Origin of the sequence: Alloscardovia theropitheci, from assembly GCF_004332295.1 — a bacterium.
In the GTDB taxonomy this organism is placed as follows: domain Bacteria; phylum Actinomycetota; class Actinomycetes; order Actinomycetales; family Bifidobacteriaceae; genus Alloscardovia; species Alloscardovia theropitheci.
The window spans coordinates 1-21,112 of the sequence record NZ_RXLP01000015.1; the positions used below are offsets into that span (position 1 = coordinate 1).

Genomic DNA, 21,112 nt, shown 5'->3' on the forward strand with positions numbered 1-21,112 from the left:
TTTGTATGCTGTGTCCTCCTCGGATATTGATGCTGAAATTATGCGTCAGAAAGCGAGTCTGCAAGAAGCGTGCAAAGAATTGAAGGTGCTAGTGGATGCTAATCTTACTCTGGCATCACGCGTGTGTGACGGGTTTGAAAAGTTACGCGATAGTGTGAATAAAACTATTGATGAGTGTATAAACAAGGATGAGAGTTTAGCCAGAGAGGTTGCAAACTTCACAGATAGTTTCCATAATACAGTCACTCTACCAGAGGTAGAACTAGGAAAAGCTGCAGGAGCCGCCATCGGCCAACAAATAACAAAACACTAAGTACCACACGCCTGTATATAAGCCCGTATCTACATTCCAGAAAGACATACAGATAGAAGAAAAAGGAGCACATCGCATAAACGATGTGCTCCTTTAACGCTTATATTTTAAGACTACTTACGCTGGTGGCGAGTCTTACGCAGCAATTTGCGGTGCTTCTTCTTACTCATCCGCTTGCGACGCTTCTTGATGACCGAACCCATCAGAGCCTCCTCTAATTAATTGACAACTTTCCCTATGATACTACGAATTGGCGACTGAACAGCCGTTTTGCTCAAATAAATGTAAATTTAATTACATATTAACCATAACTAAGACGATTTATCGGTAAATAATTTAACCCACATCCCTACTTTAATATGGGAATGAAGAGTAGAAATTATTGACAGCGTTCTTTGGGCCAATTGCTTGGAAGACTGTGGTGTCGTTATTCCATAGGATGACGGATTTTGCACTATCCGATGCGTCCGCGTGAACTTCATACGAACCTGTTTCGCTGTCCCCCACACGAACTTTTCCTGATGCAGTAGCCGCACCTTTTTCACCGGAGATCAACGAATCATACTGCGCCTTTGCGTAGTCAGCAGATGTCCATTGCGCAAAAGTAATCTTAATTTCTGACGCGTTATCACCAGTTGTATAGGTTACTTCGTATTCCTCAACCGGCTCGGAATCCTTCCATACCGTCGTCTCTTTCACTTCTCCACGAGCATATGAACCCACAGTATCAGGTAAAATTTTAACCAATGCCGAGGCATCCTTAGGCAATGCAACTGGAGTAGCAGTTACTACTGATTCTTGACCGGTCGCTGATGAAGAGCCACTTGTCGCTTCTTGCCTCGCCCACCCTGGCCAACCGAATGCGGTGACCACCATAATAACGATAATGGCAAAAATCGTTGAGATAGCAATAATTCTGTATTTATGAGAAATATTATGCTGTTCGACTGCACGCTGAGCTTCCTGCTCTAGCTGAGCAGCCTGTTCGCTCTTTTCCTCAGTCTCAGAAGTTACATTCTGAGCTTTATGCTCGTCTGCGTTATCCTTCACCTCAGCACTGTCTATAACTTCTGTGCCGCCTTCTGTGCTATTTGTAGCTTCAGCTGTTACATCCATATCTGCTCCGCTCACAGTATCTTCTGCAAGAGTGGAATCAGTAGGCACAGATGTAGTTTTTTTCGCGTTGATATCTTCTTCAGCCATAGATTAATTGTGACACGGATTTAAGACCATACACACTCAAATCGTTTTATTATGTTGCTACTTATCGTTACTCTAGGGATAACACCTTTATAAGAGAAAGAGGTTCGTCATGAATCCTATCAATCGTGCTCAGCTTAAGGCACAAACAAAAGCTTCATTGCAAGGCAAGTGGGGTCTTGCTGTCGGCTTGCTTATTACTTTGTCTATCATTCCTGTAATTCTTGCAGCAATTCAGTTTTCATCTATTGCGGCGGCTGCAGCAGCGCGTCAGCTCCCTACAGCTTCCCCTTTTATCGGAATTCTCATTGCTATTGCGGGTATCTATACTGCGATCACAGGAATTGTAGCATTCCTGCATATATTTGACGGCACCGATCAAGGCTATGGTAAGGAACTTACTAGCGCATTCACTGATGGAAAAACTGGAGCAAATCTTGTCACCTATATCCTTCAGATCGTGTTCACATTCTTGTGGAGTATGCTCTTCTGGATCCCTGGTATCGTAGCAAGCTACTCATACTCAATGAGCTTGTACATTGTAGACGACTGGGCTAAGCAGGGATACAAGGCACAGGGAACTGAAGCAATTACTGCATCCAAGAATATGATGAAGGGGCATAAGGGCGAACTTTTCGTTCTCGATTTGAGCTTCCTTGGCTGGTATATTCTTTCCGGTTTCACATTCGGACTGCTTAATCTCTATGTCACTCCTTATCACATGGCTACTCGTGCAGCTTTCTACCGTGCTCTCGTTGCACAATCAGCTACTCCAGTAGCTCCTGTTAATCCAATGGCACCTACAGGCGCACCATACGGCGCACCTCAGGCTGGATACGGACAGCCTGTACAGGGTTATACACCTGCTCAAGGCTATACCCAGGCGCCTGCTCAGCCAGTTCAAGCACAAGCTGCTCCGATGCAGCCAAATCAGCCAGCTCAACCATACAATGCTGTTCCTGTATACTCCCAGCCAGTAGCACCACAACCTGCGCAGCCAGTACAACCAGTGCAGCCTACAGCACCTGTTCAGCCTGAGCAATCCACTGAGAACCCAGCGGAGCCGACTGATCCTACAGCTCAGCCTCCATATCAAGGCTAGTTATTGAGGAAGTGGCTAATTAGTTAGCTAATAAGATGCTAAGGGGTAAGCTTTTATAGCTTACCCCTTAATCTATGCCGGTTTCGCGTAGACTTCCATAAGAAATAACAACACCTTTCTCAGCGACTCTCAAGTCCGCTGCCTCGGACTGAATTCCCTAGCACCCAGATCGCCCACACCTCCCCCACGGCTTCCAATTGTGCATAACTCGCCCCATAATTCACTATCTGGAAAATGTCTGAGTTCAAAAATACTGTGATGTTATGGCTAAAACATCGACACAATTTGTATGTACAGAATGCGGCTGGAATGGCGCAAAATGGTTTGGACGCTGCCCAAATTGTGGCGAATGGGGAACGATTGAAGAATTCCATGAAGCACGGCCACAGCGTGGAGCAAGTAAGACTTCTCAAAGCCTTATCTCCTCAGAAGCACCCATTAATACCAAGGATTTATTACGCTCAACGACCGACACTAGCATCAAAAAAGTGTCTCGCATCCATACTGGCTTCGACGAATACGACCGCGTTCTTGGCGGAGGAATAGTTCCCGGTGCTGTTATTCTTATGGCGGGCGAGCCAGGCATAGGAAAGTCAACACTTCTCTTGGAGACAGCTGGAAATATCGCTCGATCGCAAAGCAAGCAAAACCCCGATGCTAAAGTACTGTATATTTCTGGCGAGGAATCTTTAGCACAAATCCAAATGCGCGCTGCTCGCATCGGCGCTGTGCATGATTCCTTACTCATGGCAGCAACCACTGATCTTGATACAGTTGTATCACTTATTAATGATGAAAAACCAACTCTTGCTGTCGTTGATTCTGCGCAAACAATTAATTCGTCTCGCGTAGAAGGCATACCGGGTGGCTCAACTCAGGTACGAGAAGTTGCTACAGCGTTAATTGACGTAGCTAAAACGCACGATATACCCCTACTCCTCGTAGGACATGTAACAAAAGATGGTACCATTGCTGGACCTCGTACTCTTGAACATTTGGTTGATGTAGTATGCCAATTCGAGGGTGATTCTCAGACCGCGCTGCGCTTACTAAGATCCGTAAAAAATAGGTTTGGACCTACCGATGAAGTCGGGTGCTTCGACATGAGTGGTGATGGTATTCAAGAAGTCAGCGACCCTAGTGGATTATTTATCAGCGATTCTCAGGAAGTTCCTGCGGGCACATGTGTCAGCTTTACCATTGACGGTCATCGTAGTTTGCCAATTGAAGTTCAATCACTCGTGACGAATTCCGTTCTTCCTACACCGCGTCGCGCTACGAATGGTGTTGACACGAATCGTCTAGCTATGCTTGTCGCGGTTCTCTATCGTCATGGTGGCATAAATCTACTTGGCAAGGATTTATACGTGTCAACAATTGCTGGCGGCTCAGCAAAAGAGCCAGCCTGCGATGTAGCAGTGGCAATTGCTCTTGCGAGCGCATCAGTAAATAAGCCTATTGCTAGATCTACTGCTGCTATAGGAGAAATCTCTTTAACCGGTCAAATTCGTCCCGTTCCACGAATTAACAATCGTATACGAGAGGCTGTGCGTTTAGGTTTTACCCGTATCCTCGTGCCTCAAGCTCGTCAAGGCGTTCATTATGAAAAATTTGAAGGTGTGGAGCTTATCGAAGTTTCTTCTCTTGGCGAAGCCTTGCATTTGCTGGGCATGAATAAGTAACCGGTCCGATCCGCCCTTATATCCAGCCTTCGTTAGGCTTAGACGCCCATGACCCGTTGTAAGGTGACTTTATGGTAAAAATTAATTGGCTTCGTAGCTTTTATAATCTCGGTTTAATGGCTAATCTTCTGGCTTTTGCATCATTATGGATACCGGATTACATAGCGCAGTATCCAAACGGCACTGCCACAGTAAATTTTTGGGGATCGGATAATAATTCTATTCTTGAAATAAACGCAAGTAATTACTTCATAGTTATTCTTATTATTGCATCCTTCGTAGCACTACTAACAGCCATCTTTTATCGCAAACGGCCCATGGTTATAGTTAACCTCGTAGTTTCTCTGCTCAGCTCTCTAGGTTTGCTGTATTGGAGCCTTGCGCAATTTTCTTCGATAAACTTCCTTACTGAGGTATCGTCACCAAGTTCCGTCACATACGCTCCAGGGATTTTCATAAGATTTTTTACGGGGATTATCTTACTTATGTGCGTTGCAGGAATTTTTATCCAAGAAAGAAAATCATGATTTTAAAGAGACCAATTGCCGAAGACTAATTTGTTCTTCATCAAAATTGCTCGTTATAGAATCATAATTTTCTAAATTTGAGAAGAGCGATACAAGCATGATGCGCTTGTACCTCTCTTCTCATTTCGTACAGTACCGCGGATTTTACTGCGATACGCTAAACTTCACAGCTTCAGATTTCATAGAATCATCCGCTACATTGATGAGTTCAGCCGTGTAATCGCCGGCTACCACATGTGGCGCTGTCTCGCCAGCATTCATACAAGCTTGTCCCGCAGCATTGACTGTGGAACGCTCAGCAATAGAACCGTCGACCGTCGTATTAGAAATAGAACCATTCCATGTCATATTTTTCTGATACGTGTCATCTTGCCCAAGCAAAATCTGAGAAGGATCGACTGCACATGCGTCACTTCGCCATACTTGTACACCGTCAGTATTGGTAATGACTACAGCCATTGAGTCATCACTTGTGTCCACAAGGCAATCCGTTGAGCCTTTATGCGCAAAAGTCTTAGTGAAATTCAAACTTCCATCTGCTGCGATAGTTGCATTATCGGCACTCAAAGTCACCGTCACATCATCAGAAGAACAATCTGGTATCCCCGATGCTTTTGCTTTATCAGATCTAAAAGTTCCTTTAGCATTCGCATCACCTGTCTTACTTTGTTCAGAATTCTGCGCGGTTTGGGAGGACTGCGACGTTGATTGTGAAGAATTACCATCCGAGCTAGAAGCACCACGACGGCTCATGACCGCGCGAATCCCCCAACCAATTGCCACGATAAGCGCAAGAAGCACCACGAGCGCTACTATGCGACGAATAAGGAATTTACGCTGTAGTTGCTTACTTCGAGTTTTCACGTTCTTCACCATATTTTTAGTTTACTTTTGCGACGGTATCTGGGCAAAATTACCTTAATATTGCCGAATTGTTTAAGCTTACAGACTATTTAAGGCAACGCAATTGCATGATTCTTTCCGATAACGATAAGACCATCCTCGTCGAGACTTGCGATGCATTCATCAAGTTGAGCATGATTATCCCAGATTTTTTGCACATCTGAATACTCCAGCTTATGCGAAATATTCGAGCGAAGAGCTTTCAAGATTAAACCACGCACTTGCCTATTGGTTCCCGTAAAACTTTGACGAGGTCTAGTACGTTTCTGTCCTAATCCCGGTTTGCCGGCAGCAAGGAAAACGCATTTTTCTTGCAACGGACAATCATCGCATAATGGATTTTTCGCTGTGCACACTGTAGCACCAAGCTCCATCGTAGCTTGATTCCATATCACGGATGCGTGTGTATCATCAGGAAGCGCTAGGTTCGCAATTTTCTTTTCCTGGACAGTTGCAGAACCTCCCAATGATTCTGTACCTTCGACAGAACGCGAAAGCACGCGTCGAATATTTGTATCAATAACAGTAATACGTTGATGAAAATAGAATGACAGCACTGCGCTCGCCGTATAATCACCGATTCCCGGTAAAGCAGTCAGTTCCTCATATGTAGACGGCACTTTCCCATTATGCCGCTTGACAATTGTTTGCGCACATTCGCGCAAACGTAAAGCACGTCGTGGATAGCCAAGTGTCCCCCATGCGGTAATTACTTCAGCTGGCGTTGCCCGTGCTAAATCAGCAGGCTCAGGCCATACGCTCATCCACGTGTTCCAATACGGAAGAACTCGAGACATCGGAGTTTGCTGGCTCATTACTTCAGAAATAAGAACTCCCCATGAGCTCGTTTTTCCAAATCGCCACGGAAAGTCACGCGCGTTCTCATCCCACCATGCACTCAGCGGTTCATAGAATGCACTCGCTCGTTCTTTTACTACAGAACGTTCGATATCTTCAATCTGGTCTGTCATCATTACTATTGTTACCCATATGACTAACGAGCAGAACACAAGTGTGAACGATTCCACAAACGCCGCACAAAATTCAGAAAAACACTCTGAAACTACCCGACGCATACCGGAAGCGAAAATTCAAGAGCCAACCGCGATGTTCGAGTATGGCTATCGTAAGAAGAATTACGCTCCAGATGAGCTCATTACTGATGCTCATGGCAATCCTATTACCGTTTCCGATACAATGCTTACAGCAATTTCAGCAAGTAAACGTATCACACAGACACCGCATATATGTTTCTATGAACCACGTATTCCAGGAAATACCGGTTCCGCGATTCGCTTATGTGCTATTACCGGATCAATTTTGCATCTTATTGAGCCGCTTGGCTTCGATTTGAAAGATACAAAACTTCGCCGAGCGGGTCTTGACTATCACGATATGGCTCACGTAGTCATTCATCCAAGTTTTGAAGCCATGGTTGAAGCTATGCCTGATTCCCGCATCATTGCGTTCACCGCTCATGCCACTAAAACTTACACAGACATCGAATATAAGCCTACAGATATTTTGCTTTTCGGACCAGAACCGGGCGATATCCCAGATCCTATGGATGTTATGTTCGGACCTCATGTAGCTGAACAGGTGAAACTTCCAATGCGCCCAAGTTTGCGTTCACTTAACTTAGCCAACACGGCATCCATCGCTCTTTATGAAGCATGGCGTCAGCTTGATTTTGCAGGAGCAGGTGAGACTGAGGAGTTGTAGATAATTTCGTCTCATACTGTATAATCATTACGACATCTATATGTCATTTCATGGTGACTGAGTGAGTTTTTATACTTGCTCGTCACCATTTTTCTTTTCCGCAATAGCATTGACGACAAGAATCGAGATGTCAATGTGTCACTATTTGACCCATAATTTGCATCAAAAAAAACGCGACCATACTTGGTTTATAGGTTAACAATTGTGACGTTCCCTTATTACTTATATATCGAAAGCTGCAATTACTCCGCTACATGACACACGTACACTGTACAGACTTTAGGAGATTAGTATGATTGCTCGCTATTACCCGCGCTGGAAATTCGTTCTACTTACACTTTTTAGTTTGATTTCGAGTACTGAAAACATAGCGCTTGCTTTTATGACCGCTGGATTGACGAACCTCGCGTTGGAAGGACATGTCCAGCAGATTCCCCTCTTTATCGTTGAAGTTATTGCATTCTTCCTTATCGTATTCGTGGCGCAATTGGGGTATAACTATTTCAAAAATGACGCAATACGCACGGTTAATACATCTCTTCGCACCGAGATTTTGCGAGCAATGTTCTCACGTTCGCAGGAAATATCGACCGACGAGAATACACAAAACGAAAGCAATTCATCGGATCTTGGATTTTTGACAAATGATTTTAAATTACTCGAAACAAACCGATTTGGAGCACAGCTTAATATCATCTTCTACGCCTTCACTCTTATTCTGTCATTAGGTTACGCTCTCTATATCAATTGGATTCTTACTATTATTTTCTTCATTGGTTCATGTATCCCGTTGCTCGCTTCAAATTTCTTCCAAAAGCCAATTCAAGCCGCAGCAGAAAAATGGAGTAATGCCAATGGCGATTACGTTTCAAAAACAAAGAATTTCTTGGCTGGCTCTTCCACAATCAATCTCTATGGGCAACAAGATGCGGCGGTCTCGAGAAATTCACATATTATTGCGAAGCTAGAGAATGCTTTAATGCGCATGAACCTTCTTAATGCTAATGCTCAAACGAGCGTAAGCATCATTGCAGAGATTGTAACTTTCTTTGTCCCATTCCTTGTTGGAGCGCTTCTTATTGTTCATCATTACACTACATTTGGCTCACTCATAGCGATTCTCCAGTTATCCAACTCATTCGTGAATCCTATTTTGAACATTTTGGATGAACGAAATAATTTATCAACGACAAAGCCAATTATCGATAAAATAAATAATCTCCTAATCAGTACAAAAGATTCTCATATTGCAACGAACAGCAGTAACTCGCGTAACGAATCCCCAGATTCCATTGATTTCCAAGCAGTATCATTGTCGAGAAATCAAATGGCACTATGCGATAATCTCAACTTTAGTATCACGAAGTCGAAGAAAATTGCAATAATCGGACCGTCTGGCTGCGGAAAATCAACTCTATTGCATTTCATTATGAATGGTTCATTTGGCAAAGCACAAACCATATTGCGTAATGGTCACATGGTCCAACCAGGCAGCTTCTCTCACGATTTTGCCTATGCAAGCCAAGCTCCGGTTATTTTTGCAGACACGCTTGAATACAATCTGACTCTTGGTCGCGATATAGATATCTCCACAATTATGAACGTGTGTAATGCGCTAGATCTTGGAGAAGTTCTTGAAACGAAAGGTCTAAGTTACAATCTCGGAGATAACGCCGATCAGCTTTCAGGAGGACAGCTGGCCCGAATTGAACTAGCGCGCGCAATTCTTTCCAACCGTTCAATTCTGCTGCTTGACGAGGTTAACGCGTCCCTAGATCAGAAGACATCCGATGATATTCATCGCTATCTCTTAGACTCTAATCTCACATTCGTTGAGGTTATTCATCATTATCAACCTCAGGATTTGGAACGATACGACACTGTGATTGATTTTGGAAGGATGAAGTAAGCGTAGATAGTCTACTGGGCTTTTGGCGCGGTGTAGTAGAAACTGTGTTGTTATTGCTTTGATATGTATAAGAAATAACAGCACAGTTTTTCTTGCTGATTTAATCGATTAAATTCTATCGATACATATTTCCACGATCAATTTGTCGAGAGATTTCACGTAAATCACTAGCCATCTGGCGATCCATCTCATTGCCTTTTTGTAATTGCTCGGCACGCCTATCAAGATGATTTCGGACAGCAAAGAACGATATCACGACTAACGCTACTATAATTGCAAGCACAATGAGAATAATCCTAATAACCTGCCACATTGCAAATCTCTCCGTCTTCCTTGGCTTTTAGTTTACTTTATCGGCTATAGCGCAATCATATATCGCCAACAATCGTCTTCTCTCATAAATTTCGCATTGTGAACCATAGAATAAGCCATAGAGCGAATCAAAGAGTACTAGAAATCTTTCAAACATTAGGCGACATCATCAAATTCCACCAAAAAGATATACTTGAAGAAGCGTTATGCACACGCTGATTGCTTATGATTTGTTAGCAGTATACGCGGCAATCATTGTGTGACCTCGCTTTCACAATTTTCTCGACTGAAGGACTCATTATGAACAAGGCCATTATCACTGTCGTAGGTCAAGATACCGTTGGCATTATTGCTCGCGTGTGCACATACTTATCTGAATCTCATGTCAATGTTCTTGATATTTCTCAAACTATTATTGATGGCTTTTTCAACATGATGATGATTGTTGATTATTCTGAATCAACAGTAGATTTCAGCGAATTAACAGAGCAACTTGATACTATCGGCCAAGAAATCGGTGTCAATGTGCGCTGCCAGCGTGAAGAGATTTTCACGAAGATGCATCGTATCTAACGACGTACGCCAAACAGTACAAAACTGATTGCTAGCTTCGCACGAAAGGATATCTTCATGTTAAATATCATGGAGGTCAACGAGACCAACAAAATGATCGAGCAAGAAAAGCTCGATGTACGCACGATTACAATGGGTATTTCATTGTTAGACTGCGTCAGCGATGACGTAGATACATTGTGCGAGAAAATTTATACCAAAATTACTACGTATGCAAAAGACCTTATTAAGGTCGGGCAAGATATCGAGCGCGATTACGGCATTCCGATTGTTAATAAGCGTATCTCCGTCACTCCTATTTCCTTAGTTGGCGCGAGTGCATGCAAGACAACCGATGATTACGTTAAGATTTGTCAAACTCTTGACCGAGCAGCAAAAACTGTCGGCGTGAACTTCCTCGGTGGCTTCTCTGCTCTTGTATCCAAGGGGATGACTCCGTCCGAAGAGCTCCTTATTCGTTCTCTCCCTCAGGCATTGTCATCCACTGATTATGTGTGTGCGTCTGTCAACGTTGGTTCTACGCGCACTGGCCTCGATATGGATGCTGTTGCTTTGATGGGCACAGTGATCCGAGAAGTTTCCGAAGCTACCGCTGATATCGATTCTTTGGGTAATGCAAAGCTTGTAGTCTTCTGCAACGCACCTGATGACAATCCATTTATGGCTGGAGCTTTCCACGGCGTAACCGAAGGCGACGCGGTTATCAATGTAGGCGTTTCCGGGCCGGGCGTTGTTTCGCGTGCCTTGGACGAAGCAAAGGGCAAAGATTTTGAATTCTTGTGCGAAACAATCAAACGAACCGCTTTCAAGATTACTCGCGTAGGCCAGCTTGTAGCGCAGGAGGCTTCCGCGCGACTAGGTATCCCATTTGGAATTATTGATCTTTCTCTTGCACCAACTCCTGCTGTAGGCGATTCAGTAGGCGAAATTTTGGAAAAGATTGGTCTTTCTCAAGTCGGCGGCCCTGGTACGACTGCAGCTCTCGCAATGCTCAATGATCAGGTGAAAAAGGGAGGAATCATGGCGTCCAGCTATGTCGGCGGACTTTCTGGTGCTTTCATCCCTGTTTCCGAAGATAAGAACATGATTGAAGCTGCCGAAAATGGCAATCTTACTATCGAAAAGCTCGAAGCAATGACGTGCGTATGCTCTGTAGGCTTGGATATGATTGCTATCCCGGGAGATACCTCAGCTGCCACGATTTCTGGCATTATTGCGGATGAGGCGGCAATTGGCATGATTAATCAAAAAACAACTGCTGTGCGCGTTATCCCGGTTATTGGCAAGACAGTTGGTGACACTGCTGAATTTGGCGGTTTGCTCGGACGCGCGCCAATTATGCCAGTTAATACTTCTGATTGCTCGGAATTCGTCTATCGCGGCGGACACATTCCAGCACCAGTACACAGCTTTAAGAATTAAAACTCATTACATCTATCTACATGCTTTGTATGCACGAAATTGCGGGACTCTGCTCATCAACAGAGTCCCGCAATTTCATATTATTTTAAATTATTTTTTGCACGTTATCCCGCTTTTCCGTCATCTCGAACCGACAAAACAATCAAAAGTAGTCAAACATGCAAAAAATTCCTACGACTTAACCGCGCCTTATCTTTTCTTCATGTGCTCTACGTACCTATGACTATCTCACGCGTTCAGCCGGATTTGAAGCCACAACTGCAAGAGCGCGTGGAGCATTCCACGAGCGACTCTCAAATTCATCGGCAATTTTCTGTGCGATGATTGCAGCCTGCCCCTTATCTACGAGAGCAATAATAGATCCGCCGAAACCGCCACCTGTCATGCGAGCACCATATGCTCCATTTGCTCGAGCGACGTCAACAGCTACATCAAGTTGAGGTACGGTTACCTCATAGTCATCGCGCAAAGAATTATGTGATTCGTTAAAGAGTTCACCAGCTCGCTTGATATCTCTAGCCTTAAATGCGTCCACGAATTCAGTTACGCGTCCGATTTCGGTAATAACGTGACGTACACGCATTTTCGCTTCTTCAGAATCAAGTCGCGATACTAATGCATCCACAGCTACTGCTCGCTCAGTTTGTGGTAGCCCATTAATCCGGTCCGCGAGGACACGCAATGATTCAACGCCCAATGCTTTCGCAGATTCCTCGCATACACGACGACGAGCTGCATACTGTCCATCATTTAACGAATGCGGAGCTTGAGTATCAAGAACTAAGAGTTCCAATCCTAAGGTATCGAGATCGAAGTCTTGCTGCGATACACTTTCTACAGCAGATAGCGCTGGATTGCAATCGAGAAGCAATGCTTTACCTGCTTGACAGCGCAAAGAAGCGGATTGATCAAGGCCACCGGTTGCAGCTCCAGCCATTTCATTCTCAGAAGCAATAGCCATATTAACAAGAGTTACTCGCCCTTCATCGCTACTGCCATATCCAAGTCCGAAGACATCATCCAACGCAAGCGCTGTGGAGCATGTCATAGCTGCCGATGAGCTAAGACCTCCACCCAGCGGTACGCATGAGGAAAAAGCCGCGTCGAAACCGCGAACCTTATCTCCGAAGCCGCCACGTTCACGCATTGCCCACGCTACACCAATTGGGTATGCCGCCCAGCCTTCTACTGCTCCGGCTTCCAAGTCTTGCAAATCAGCTTGTGCGACTACCCCACCTGAAAGAGTCGAAATTACGCGTACTTGTGTATCTTCACGTGGAGAAAGCGCAATAAATGTGCGATGTGGAAGCGCAATTGGCAAGCATAAGCCGTTGTTGTAGTCGGTGTGTTCGCCGATAAGGTTAACACGACCAGGCGCATCCCACACACCCTGAGGGGCAAACCCAAAGGTTGATTCAAACAGTTCAGATGCTTCACGAGCACCCTCATCAATGCTTAACGCATCAATAAACTCAATTTGTGCCATAATACTGTCCTTTAATTACTCACCAAGACAACTTATTCAGTTACATCAGAAATATCAATTGGACCTAATTCATGGAAACGAGCAGCAATTTTTTCAGGAGTTGTATCCGAAATCCATGCAGCCATACCAGACTCAGAGCCCGCGAGATATTTAATCTTATTTGGAGAGCGACGGAATGAGAAGAATTGCAAATTCAAGCGATAATTCTCACGACGAGCATCTCGCACAGGAGCTTGATGCCAAGCTGAGATATAAGGCAAATCCATTCCACGACCATCGCCTGTATCAAAGAACGCATTTCCGCGCTTCAAAAGTTGCGAATACATCTGAGCCAAGCCCCAGCGTTCATTATCATTGAGCTCATCCAAAGTGCGAACGTCATCTCGCAGTGGTTGTACATGAACCTCAAGTGGCCAGCGAGCAGCGGCAGGAACATAGCCTATCCATGTATCATTGCGCAGCACGATACGTTCGCCAGCATCCATTTCAGCTTTCTTCAAATCAGTGAGTAAATCACTGCCATTCTTATCAAAATACGCTTGAGTATGCTGCAGCTCAGTTTCCAAACGAGGTGCAATGAATGGATAGCTATAAATCTGCCCGTGAGGATGTGCAAGCGATACACCGATTTCTTGACCATGATTTTCAAATGGAAAAATTTGCTCGATGCCCTCAATCGCACTAATCTCAGCAGTTCTAAATGCCCACGCTTCCACTACAGTTCGCATTCGCTTAATCGGCAAATCTGCAGGAAGACCAGTCTCGTTAGGATCAAAGCACACAACTTCGCAGCGACCAACTGCTGGCTTGGACTTCCACAATGGATTCTCATCAACATATGACACAGCATCTGGAACTCCTGGAACGCGAGTCATCGACGGGAAACGATTTTCAAATACAACAACGTTGTAATCCGTATCTGGAACTTCCCCATCTTGGTAAGGGTCACCCGGCTTACGAGCCGCTAATGGATTGCCCGATGCCGTAGCCCCCGGCCCTGCGGTAATAGGACGGTTCATACGAGCTGTCGCCATTGGAATCCAGTCACCGGTCAAAGGATCTTGACGCATCTCAGGCGCCTGAACTGGCATAGGATTACCTTCTCCATCAATGCCTGGCTCGTAGCGATTAGCTAAAACTCGCGGATCAGTAAGCTCACGAGTTTTCTTACCTGACACATAGTCTGGATCGTCATCGAGGTAGAAGAAATCTCGACCATCAGACAACGTCGTCTGCGAAATACGGATATTCTCACGTGCGTATTCACCCGGCACGTATGCATTATAAGTAGTCATAGTTCACAGTATAGCAAATTTTTGTCGTATACTGTGAACTTTTGTGACATTATGTTAAAAATTAATCCGCAATAATGAGATTATGCGCCACTTCACGAGTAGCTGCGACATCTTCAGGACTAATACCCGGATCTGTAATAATAATATCCACATCATCGAAGCCAGCGAATAACGACAAGGACGTCAATTGCCACTTCGTATGATCTGTCAGCACAATCGTTTGATTGGCGATCGACATCAGCGCCGCAGCTGTCGAGGATTCCAAGGAATTCGGAGTTAAGAAACCACGCGGAACTGATACTGAATGCGCACCTAAGAAGAGCAAATTGACGCGAAGAGATGAAATCACTCGATCCGCCAAAGGCCCAACTAACGAGTTCGAACGTGTGGTAACCCCACCAGTAACAATAACTTCTACATCCTTATTTTCAGCAGTTTGCACAAGCTCGGCGACTGGCAATGAATTCGTCAAAATGGTAATGCCCGTAGAATTTTCACTTTCGAGCAAATGTTGTGCGAAAACGTACGTTGTCGAACCGCCGCCAATAGCAATTACATCACCCGGCTGCACAAGTTCAACAGCCTTCATCGCAATAGAATCTTTCAGACCTACGTCCATCTGAGATTTCACGGCAAATAATGGTTCAGCAAGCGAGGTCGAGCTAGACACAGCGCCACCATGCACTCGTTTCACTAAGCCCTTATCAGCTAATTCAGCAATATCTCGCCTAATTGTCATCGCCGATACGCCGAACTCTTCAGCGAGTCCAGCGATTCGCACAGCCCCGCGCGTTCTCAATCGACCTAAAATTAATTGTTGTCTCTGTGAAGAAATCATATGAACATTATCGCACAAAATTTATGTGCGAACCACACAGAAGAGAACTTTCTTGAAGATTCCTGCGCATACCGCAAGAACTAAAAATCCCCAATATACAGGTAATTAACGTTAATTAACTTTAATTACCTGTATAAAAACTTTGTATCTAAAATTATGGTACTCTATGCTTATAAATGCCTAGAATTCCGCAAAATCAATGGTATACGCAGTTTTCATAGTCAGTTGCCTCAGCTCTTCTATAACTACCTTCTTAGCAACGAAAAAGATATAACTATCCGTATCCATGTCAATAACACCGATATCGTAGCCAGCATCGTCCCATTTATGCTGTAGCACAGTACACCAAATCGGAACTTCTTCCTCAGCATTAAACCAGGAACGCTCAATATCGAGATCTTTCTTATCCGCCACAGGTTGCAAGGCTCTAATGAACTTATCGATATCATCTTCCCAACTCATGGTGCATATATCATTTTCTTTTATAAGTAAATGAGCGATGCTAAACCCCCAATATGTCGTGAACGTGCCATCATCTTCAATATCCCAATGTGGGTTATCTTTTTGCGTTTTAAGAAATAACTCGCGCAACTGATCGTAGGAGTAGTTGGTTGTCTCCCAGATATGCTCATTCTCTGTTAATCGTTCGATAATTTCTTTATGAATTTTTCTGTCGAATCTTTCATCATCCCTGGAAATTTCTGATTGCCGCGTACCGTTCTTTTGGCTCTGTTGTGTTCGCATTGTCGTCACGGTAGGATTTCCCCGATGCGAATCTACCCCATCGCGTCCATTCCTCTTATCAATAATAATGTTCCACGAACGGATATCAGGAAGCTGATTCGTATCTAAAACTTGCTTTAAGAAGGAATCAAGCTGAGCGCGACTAGCGTGAGCAACATCGTATGTCACCTTGTCAAGAGCCCCTGGCGCACTGATGGTATTAATCCCGTAGTGAAATTGTTCCCCATCCTGATTAGCAGATGAATCAGGAAAAATATGGATAAAATCGCATAAGCATCCATCCGATGCAGGTAATAGCTGCGCGCATTTGATGATTACTGATTTAGCTTTACCCTGCGCGATTGCTTTAATTGCAAGGTTCAATTCGTGCCATGTAAAGTCCTGAACAATTTTGTCTCCCACAGCCATTGACCACTGCGAGTATTCTTTCCGCCATAATCTATTCCACACAGCCACTATTAAGTCCCCTTTACTCGCGTTTCTCTCAGTTCGCCCCACTGACTATGATATTGAACTAGTTTTTAAGTAAACATACATGATGCTAAGGAAACGAGAAAACTATGGTCGCGCATTCAACGGCGTTTGGCGATAATCTCGCTGAAGATGAACAGACACTTCTCCATACTGCGCTTTTCAAGCATGTTCCTGTCGAGGATGCCCGTCAGCTTTTGCCTCATCTTCAGCATCAGGTCTTTCATAAAGGCGAATATATCTTTCACGAAGGCGATGAAGATACCAACATGTACATTATCGAGCGCGGGCGTATTAAATTAACCCGCGAATCGTACGATCATCGCATTCAATTGCTCAGTATTTCTGGCGCTGGGGAAATCGCAGGTGAAATTCCAGTCTTCGACCCACATGGTGGCCCTCGCACAGCATCGGCAGTCAGCATGGTAAACAGCACTTCGACACTTTCCCTAACATCCGAGGTTCTTTTCTCATGGCTTAGCGAGCATCCTCGAGTTGCCGTTAATATGCTTCAAGTACTCGCACGTCGTATGCGACGAAATAATGAACGCATAAGTGACTTGGTATTTATGGATGTTCCGGCACGCTTGTCAAAAACCCTGATTGATCTAGCGAAACGATTTGGCGAGCCAAGCGTCCAGGGGCTGGTTGTTCCGCATGATTTGACCCAAGAGGAGCTTGCACAGCTCGTGGGTACTTCGCGCGAAACGGTCAATAAAGCATTAATGGAATTCACTAATCGTGGTTGGATCGCTCGCGAGGGCCGAACTATTATTATTTATCAACCTGGAAAGCTTATTCTTCGAGCACAGCATTAGCGAGGAAAACAGCCCCTGGGCCTTCTCGCCTGAATTCAGTTGAGCTGCGTTCAACTAAGCTCAACTCAGCTCATCCCAGCTCACCCCAGCTCACCCCAGCTCACCCTATTCCCTATACCGTTGATTGCGTAAAGTTGTCGCAATGGACGCGGTTTTACGCAAAACTTTCGCGGTATAGACGTGCCAACTACATATTTCGTAGTGATATTGTGCCATCTGATGGAACTGCCTAGACTCAGTTTCTACGTCACGGTAAGATATTGCGTATGTCTGAAGAAAATGGGAAGAAAACAAAGCGCTCTGCTAAACGTGTCTTTACGCTGATTTTGTCCTACCTCTTATTCTGCGTCATGGGTGGCGTAGTAGCTTCTGGTGTTGTTATGCCGGCAGTAGTGGGAGCAGGCGCTGTTACGCGCGCAATTCAGCCTCAAATGAGCGCTGGATTAGAAGACGTCAATTTTGATTTGGAAGATCTTCCTCAGCAGTCTCGCATGTATGCTTCGGATGGTACGACTCTTATCGCGACCTTCTATACTCAAAATCGTATTATCGTACCATTAAAAGATATCTCTCAGGTAATGCAGCAGGCTGTCGTTGCCCGAGAAGATCGACGCTTCTTCCAGCATGGCGGTGTGGACCCTACGGGTGTATTACGTGCATTCGTTCAGACTTATATTTCCCGTGGTGATACACAAGGCGGATCTACTTTAACCCAGCAGTACGTTAAGAATATCCTCATCGATCAGGCAACTAATTCGAACGATCCGATTGCTGCATATCATGCGCGAGAAGATACTATTGCGCGTAAAATTCGCGAAATGCTTCTTTCAGTCCAATTAGAAAAGACCTATTCAAAGGCAGAAATTCTTCAGGGCTACCTCAATATCGCTCAGTTCGGTTCCGGTGTTTACGGTGTCGAAACTGCAGCTCGTCGTTATTTCAATACAACTGCAAGCAAGTTGACGCTTGGTCAAGCAGCTACTATCGCGGCAATTACAAAGAATCCACAGGCGTTTGATCCTACTCTTCACCCAGAAGCCGCGCAGGAACAACGCGATATCGTTTTGTCTTTGATGCTTAACCAAGGCTATGCTACTCAGCAGCAGGTGGATGAAGCTAAGGCTGTAAGCATGCAGGATATGCTGAACGTTCAAAACGTTCCTGTTGGCTGCCAAACTGCTGGAGATGCTGCATACTTCTGCGATTATGTTGTTAATAAAATTCTTTCTTCAGCACAGTTTGGTGAAACTCGTGCAGATCGCACCAAGCTTCTCTATCAAGGCGGTTTGAATATCACAACTACTATGGATGTTACCGCTCAAAATGTAGCATCTCAGGCAGTTCGAAATGTCATTCCAGAAGATGATCCATCCGGCCTTGAGTCCATTTTGGCTGCTGTAAAGCCGGGAACAGGTGAAGTTTTGGCTCTTGCCCAAAACCGCACTTATGATGCTGCAGCCGATGGAAGCGATCCAACTCATACAGCGGTTAATTACGCGGTCGACCAAGAGGATGGCGGAGCTCAAGGTATCTTACCTGGTTCCACTTTTAAGCCAATTAACCTTGTGTCGTGGATGCAAAATGGCCATTATGCCAATGAAATGCTTCCTACATCTACCTCGTATGCAAATAACAGCTTCCCATGCAACTCTACGACAGCTGGCGTATGGAGAGTTCAAAATGCTACAGGCGGTACGGTAAGCCCAGAAAGCCCGTTCCAAGGTATTCTCCGCTCTCATAACACTACCCAGGCTTCAATGGCTCAGCGCATCGGGTTGTGCGCGATTGCTGATACCGCAACATCTTTGGGTTATCACAATGCGATTACGAGCCAGTCCGATATCCACGATACGTTGTTTGCTCCTATGGTTATTGGGTCTTTGAACGTTGCTCCTTTGACAATGGCAAATGTTTATGCAACCATCGCAGCAAATGGCGTTAAGTGCGACCCTATCGCTATCTCGAAGGTAGAGAAGGATGGTAAAGAATATGAAGTTCCTTCTGCCAACTGCGCTCAAGCTATTCCATCTAATGTAGCTCAAACTACTGCGTATGTCTTGAACCAGTCCGCCACACGCGGTCTTGCTACAAGTATTAACTTGCCAAATCGTAAGGTCTATGCAAAGACCGGTACAGCAGAAGATTACTTCCTCTCAGGTGCCGCTTTTACTAACGGGGTCTCTGTCTTTGGCGTTGCAGGAAATATGGAATCTCAGATTCCATTGACCGGACGTACGATTAAGGGAGTTACCCGCCGTCAGTGGTATGGTGAGCATATCGCCGGCCCAATGCTCAGACAGTTCCTCAACGATTACACGTCACAGGCGAATATCCCTGATGATCCAAATTATGGTCAAGCAGATAACACACTGATGAATGGCAATGGTCGAAGCTCCTCGACGTCGCGTTCAGAAAATCGCGATTCATCATCGAATCAGAGTAATTCTAATGCACAGAATCAAAACTCTCCTGCTCGAAATGATGATGAAGATGAGGACGAGTAATATCAGTAATTAATTTCCGCACATATAAATAGGACCTTTACGTTTGACTTAATACGTAAAGGTCCTATTTATATACCTAAATGATGATGAGGCGTTAGTCTACATCTACACCAACCGCTTCTTCGATTGACGAGAAGCCATCCCGGCGAAGAAGCTCTGCAAGACCGCGCTTAAGAACCGTGATGTTTTGCGGCCCACGATACATCAAAGATGTAACAAACATGACAAGACTTGAGCCTTTACGAATCTTTGCATATGCCTGCTCTGGAGTAAATACTCCGCCAATTCCAGCAATAGTAAAACGGTCATGATAATCACGATACGTCTTCTCGATAATTGAATTATTCAGATCAACCGTTGGTAGCCCTGACAGTCCTCCAGCCCAATCAGGAGGCACATCAAGCCCTTGGCGGTCTTTGCGCAAATTCGCAATAGACAAACCTTGTACGTTATGATCTGCAAGGACATCTACAAGTTCACGGAATTCTTCCCAGCTCTTATCGCTTGGCATTTTTACAAGGAGTGGCTGTGAGTGATCAATTGTGTCGAGCTCTTTAAATAAGCGATCAAGATTTTCGGGTTTTGTAAACTGTTCACCCACTTGAGTATTAGGGCATGAAATATTAATTTCCAGCATGTGTGTGCGGTTAGCCGCTCGTCGAACGGACTTTGCGTAGTCTTCAATTCCCTCAGCAATGTCACCAGCAAAAGAATCGTTTGTGCGAGCAATTGAAGTTGAAATTCGCATCGTCTGAGAATGCAGATACGCTTTCTCGATCCGTGGCATAACGGTCGAGATCCCATCATTGGCTAGACCCACATGAACCATCATTGAAGCGTATTCTGGCAAACGATGGAACCATGGGCGCGCATTTCCAGCGCATGGGCGCGATGTGACAGATCCAATGGTTTCAAAACCGAAGCCTGCGTTCTCAAGCAGCACAGGTAAATCGCAATTCTTATCTAAGCCTGCAGACAGCCCGAATGGGTTATGGAACTTAATTCCCATAACCTCTGTTTCCAAAATTGGATCTGTATAGTCAATCATCGCGCGAAGTGCCCACATCAACGGCGCAATATTTCGCGTTAACCGAGCAAACTGAATCATCTGATCATGCGCCTCATCCGGCGACTGATCAAAAACGATTGGTTTCACAGCTTCCTTATAAGCCAACTGGAACAAGCCTGTGCTCGCCTTATTTACCGTATCGTGTACGATATTCTCACTCACGTATCCCATAAATCCTCCTTGATACCATGTCTATTCTAACCTAAGGCTCACCTATGAATC

At 44.8% G+C, this 21,112-nt stretch carries 20 protein-coding genes; 10 read left to right on the forward strand and 10 right to left on the reverse strand.

Translation table 11 applies throughout. The features are described 5' to 3' along the window. Positions 1–313: hypothetical protein (locus EJ419_RS08320; protein WP_205668814.1), on the forward strand; the 313-nt coding region annotated here is incomplete at its 5' end. A 113-nt stretch (positions 314–426) separates the two neighbouring features. Here the strand turns inward: EJ419_RS08320 and EJ419_RS03005 are convergent. Beyond that, positions 427–516 (reverse strand): 30S ribosomal protein bS22, encoded by a 90-nt coding sequence (locus tag EJ419_RS03005; protein ID WP_004268639.1) that lies wholly within the window; start codon positions 514–516, stop codon positions 427–429. A gap of 151 nt (positions 517–667) precedes the next feature. Further along, entirely contained in the window at positions 668–1,516 is an 849-nt protein-coding gene (locus EJ419_RS03010; RefSeq protein WP_131283474.1) for a hypothetical protein, read from the reverse strand. A gap of 109 nt (positions 1,517–1,625) precedes the next feature. On the opposite strand from EJ419_RS03010, the gene EJ419_RS03015 reads away from it, so the two are divergent. From EJ419_RS03015 to EJ419_RS03025, 3 genes are all read left to right on the forward strand, one after another. Then, positions 1,626–2,615 (forward strand): DUF975 family protein, encoded by a 990-nt coding sequence (locus tag EJ419_RS03015; RefSeq protein ID WP_131283476.1) that lies wholly within the window; start codon positions 1,626–1,628, stop codon positions 2,613–2,615. A 263-nt stretch (positions 2,616–2,878) separates the two neighbouring features. Then, positions 2,879–4,297, forward strand: coding sequence for a DNA repair protein RadA (gene radA / locus EJ419_RS03020; protein WP_131283478.1), 1,419 nt, complete (start codon positions 2,879–2,881; stop codon positions 4,295–4,297). Between the two features lie 71 nt (positions 4,298–4,368). Then, complete coding sequence (locus EJ419_RS03025) at positions 4,369–4,824, forward strand: hypothetical protein (protein WP_131283480.1); 456 nt, start codon at positions 4,369–4,371, stop codon at positions 4,822–4,824. A gap of 144 nt (positions 4,825–4,968) precedes the next feature. On the opposite strand, the gene EJ419_RS03030 is transcribed toward EJ419_RS03025, so the two are convergent. Both EJ419_RS03030 and EJ419_RS03035 read right to left on the reverse strand, forming a co-directional pair. Then, positions 4,969–5,700 carry a hypothetical protein gene (locus tag EJ419_RS03030; protein ID WP_131283482.1) on the reverse strand — a complete coding sequence of 244 codons (732 nt, stop codon included), beginning with the start codon at positions 5,698–5,700 and terminating at the stop codon, positions 4,969–4,971. 77 nt (positions 5,701–5,777) lie between these two features. Continuing rightward, positions 5,778–6,701: an HhH-GPD family protein gene (locus tag EJ419_RS03035; protein ID WP_131283484.1), complete on the reverse strand. Its 924-nt coding sequence runs from the start codon at positions 6,699–6,701 to the stop codon at positions 5,778–5,780. Positions 6,702–6,717: 16 nt separating this feature from the next. On the opposite strand from EJ419_RS03035, the gene EJ419_RS03040 reads away from it, so the two are divergent. Beyond that, entirely contained in the window at positions 6,718–7,449 is a 732-nt protein-coding gene (locus tag EJ419_RS03040) for a tRNA (cytidine(34)-2'-O)-methyltransferase (protein WP_131283486.1), read from the forward strand. A 292-nt stretch (positions 7,450–7,741) separates the two neighbouring features. Beyond that, positions 7,742–9,358, forward strand: coding sequence for an ATP-binding cassette domain-containing protein (locus EJ419_RS03045; RefSeq protein WP_131283488.1), 1,617 nt, complete (start codon positions 7,742–7,744; stop codon positions 9,356–9,358). A gap of 115 nt (positions 9,359–9,473) precedes the next feature. On the opposite strand, the gene EJ419_RS03050 is transcribed toward EJ419_RS03045, so the two are convergent. Further along, positions 9,474–9,671: a hypothetical protein gene (locus EJ419_RS03050; RefSeq protein WP_131283490.1), complete on the reverse strand. Its 198-nt coding sequence runs from the start codon at positions 9,669–9,671 to the stop codon at positions 9,474–9,476. Positions 9,672–9,970: 299 nt separating this feature from the next. On the opposite strand from EJ419_RS03050, the gene EJ419_RS03055 reads away from it, so the two are divergent. Then, complete coding sequence (locus EJ419_RS03055) at positions 9,971–10,243, forward strand: ACT domain-containing protein (RefSeq protein WP_131283492.1); 273 nt, start codon at positions 9,971–9,973, stop codon at positions 10,241–10,243. Positions 10,244–10,300: 57 nt separating this feature from the next. Further along, positions 10,301–11,665: a PFL family protein gene (locus tag EJ419_RS03060; protein ID WP_131283494.1), complete on the forward strand. Its 1,365-nt coding sequence runs from the start codon at positions 10,301–10,303 to the stop codon at positions 11,663–11,665. Between the two features lie 223 nt (positions 11,666–11,888). Here EJ419_RS03060 and galK read toward each other — a convergent pair whose 3' ends face one another. The 4 genes from galK to EJ419_RS03080 form a co-directional block, all read right to left on the reverse strand. Further along, on the reverse strand, positions 11,889–13,151 hold the full coding sequence (galK, locus tag EJ419_RS03065; RefSeq protein ID WP_131283496.1) for a galactokinase: 1,263 nt from the start codon (positions 13,149–13,151) through the stop codon (positions 11,889–11,891). A 32-nt stretch (positions 13,152–13,183) separates the two neighbouring features. Beyond that, a complete protein-coding gene (gene galT, locus EJ419_RS03070; RefSeq protein ID WP_131283498.1) occupies positions 13,184–14,446 on the reverse strand; it encodes a galactose-1-phosphate uridylyltransferase in 1,263 nt (420 codons plus the stop codon). Between the two features lie 61 nt (positions 14,447–14,507). After that, complete coding sequence (locus EJ419_RS03075) at positions 14,508–15,284, reverse strand: DeoR/GlpR family DNA-binding transcription regulator (protein ID WP_131283500.1); 777 nt, start codon at positions 15,282–15,284, stop codon at positions 14,508–14,510. 180 nt (positions 15,285–15,464) lie between these two features. Next, complete coding sequence (locus EJ419_RS03080; RefSeq protein ID WP_131283502.1) at positions 15,465–16,484, reverse strand: DUF6630 family protein; 1,020 nt, start codon at positions 16,482–16,484, stop codon at positions 15,465–15,467. 104 nt (positions 16,485–16,588) lie between these two features. On the opposite strand from EJ419_RS03080, the gene EJ419_RS03085 reads away from it, so the two are divergent. Together EJ419_RS03085 and EJ419_RS03090 are read left to right on the forward strand one after the other, a co-directional pair. Further along, a complete protein-coding gene (locus EJ419_RS03085) occupies positions 16,589–17,317 on the forward strand; it encodes a Crp/Fnr family transcriptional regulator (protein WP_131283504.1) in 729 nt (242 codons plus the stop codon). Between the two features lie 266 nt (positions 17,318–17,583). After that, entirely contained in the window at positions 17,584–19,821 is a 2,238-nt protein-coding gene (locus tag EJ419_RS03090) for a transglycosylase domain-containing protein (protein ID WP_131283506.1), read from the forward strand. Positions 19,822–19,915: 94 nt separating this feature from the next. Here the strand turns inward: EJ419_RS03090 and EJ419_RS03095 are convergent, their stop codons facing one another. Continuing rightward, positions 19,916–21,061, reverse strand: a complete 1,146-nt coding sequence (locus EJ419_RS03095; protein WP_131283509.1) for a quinone-dependent dihydroorotate dehydrogenase — start codon at positions 21,059–21,061, stop codon at positions 19,916–19,918. Positions 21,062–21,112 lie beyond the last annotated feature (51 nt).

Coding starts and splice junctions, on each gene's coding strand:
- EJ419_RS03045 (WP_131283488.1), top strand. CDS start 7,742: ATGATTGCTCGCTATTACCCGCGCTGGAAATTCGTTCTACTTACACTT.
- EJ419_RS03005 (WP_004268639.1), bottom strand. CDS start 516: ATGGGTTCGGTCATCAAGAAGCGTCGCAAGCGGATGAGTAAGAAGAAG.
- EJ419_RS03055 (WP_131283492.1), top strand. CDS start 9,971: ATGAACAAGGCCATTATCACTGTCGTAGGTCAAGATACCGTTGGCATT.
- EJ419_RS03095 (WP_131283509.1), bottom strand. CDS start 21,061: ATGGGATACGTGAGTGAGAATATCGTACACGATACGGTAAATAAGGCG.
- EJ419_RS03040 (WP_131283486.1), top strand. CDS start 6,718: ATGACTAACGAGCAGAACACAAGTGTGAACGATTCCACAAACGCCGCA.
- EJ419_RS03085 (WP_131283504.1), top strand. CDS start 16,589: ATGGTCGCGCATTCAACGGCGTTTGGCGATAATCTCGCTGAAGATGAA.
- EJ419_RS03010 (WP_131283474.1), bottom strand. CDS start 1,516: ATGGCTGAAGAAGATATCAACGCGAAAAAAACTACATCTGTGCCTACT.
- EJ419_RS03060 (WP_131283494.1), top strand. CDS start 10,301: ATGTTAAATATCATGGAGGTCAACGAGACCAACAAAATGATCGAGCAA.
- radA (WP_131283478.1), top strand. CDS start 2,879: ATGGCTAAAACATCGACACAATTTGTATGTACAGAATGCGGCTGGAAT.
- EJ419_RS03090 (WP_131283506.1), top strand. CDS start 17,584: ATGTCTGAAGAAAATGGGAAGAAAACAAAGCGCTCTGCTAAACGTGTC.
- EJ419_RS03030 (WP_131283482.1), bottom strand. CDS start 5,700: ATGGTGAAGAACGTGAAAACTCGAAGTAAGCAACTACAGCGTAAATTC.
- galK (WP_131283496.1), bottom strand. CDS start 13,151: ATGGCACAAATTGAGTTTATTGATGCGTTAAGCATTGATGAGGGTGCT.
- galT (WP_131283498.1), bottom strand. CDS start 14,446: ATGACTACTTATAATGCATACGTGCCGGGTGAATACGCACGTGAGAAT.
- EJ419_RS03035 (WP_131283484.1), bottom strand. CDS start 6,701: ATGATGACAGACCAGATTGAAGATATCGAACGTTCTGTAGTAAAAGAA.
- EJ419_RS03075 (WP_131283500.1), bottom strand. CDS start 15,284: ATGATTTCTTCACAGAGACAACAATTAATTTTAGGTCGATTGAGAACG.
- EJ419_RS03050 (WP_131283490.1), bottom strand. CDS start 9,671: ATGTGGCAGGTTATTAGGATTATTCTCATTGTGCTTGCAATTATAGTA.
- EJ419_RS03015 (WP_131283476.1), top strand. CDS start 1,626: ATGAATCCTATCAATCGTGCTCAGCTTAAGGCACAAACAAAAGCTTCA.
- EJ419_RS03025 (WP_131283480.1), top strand. CDS start 4,369: ATGGTAAAAATTAATTGGCTTCGTAGCTTTTATAATCTCGGTTTAATG.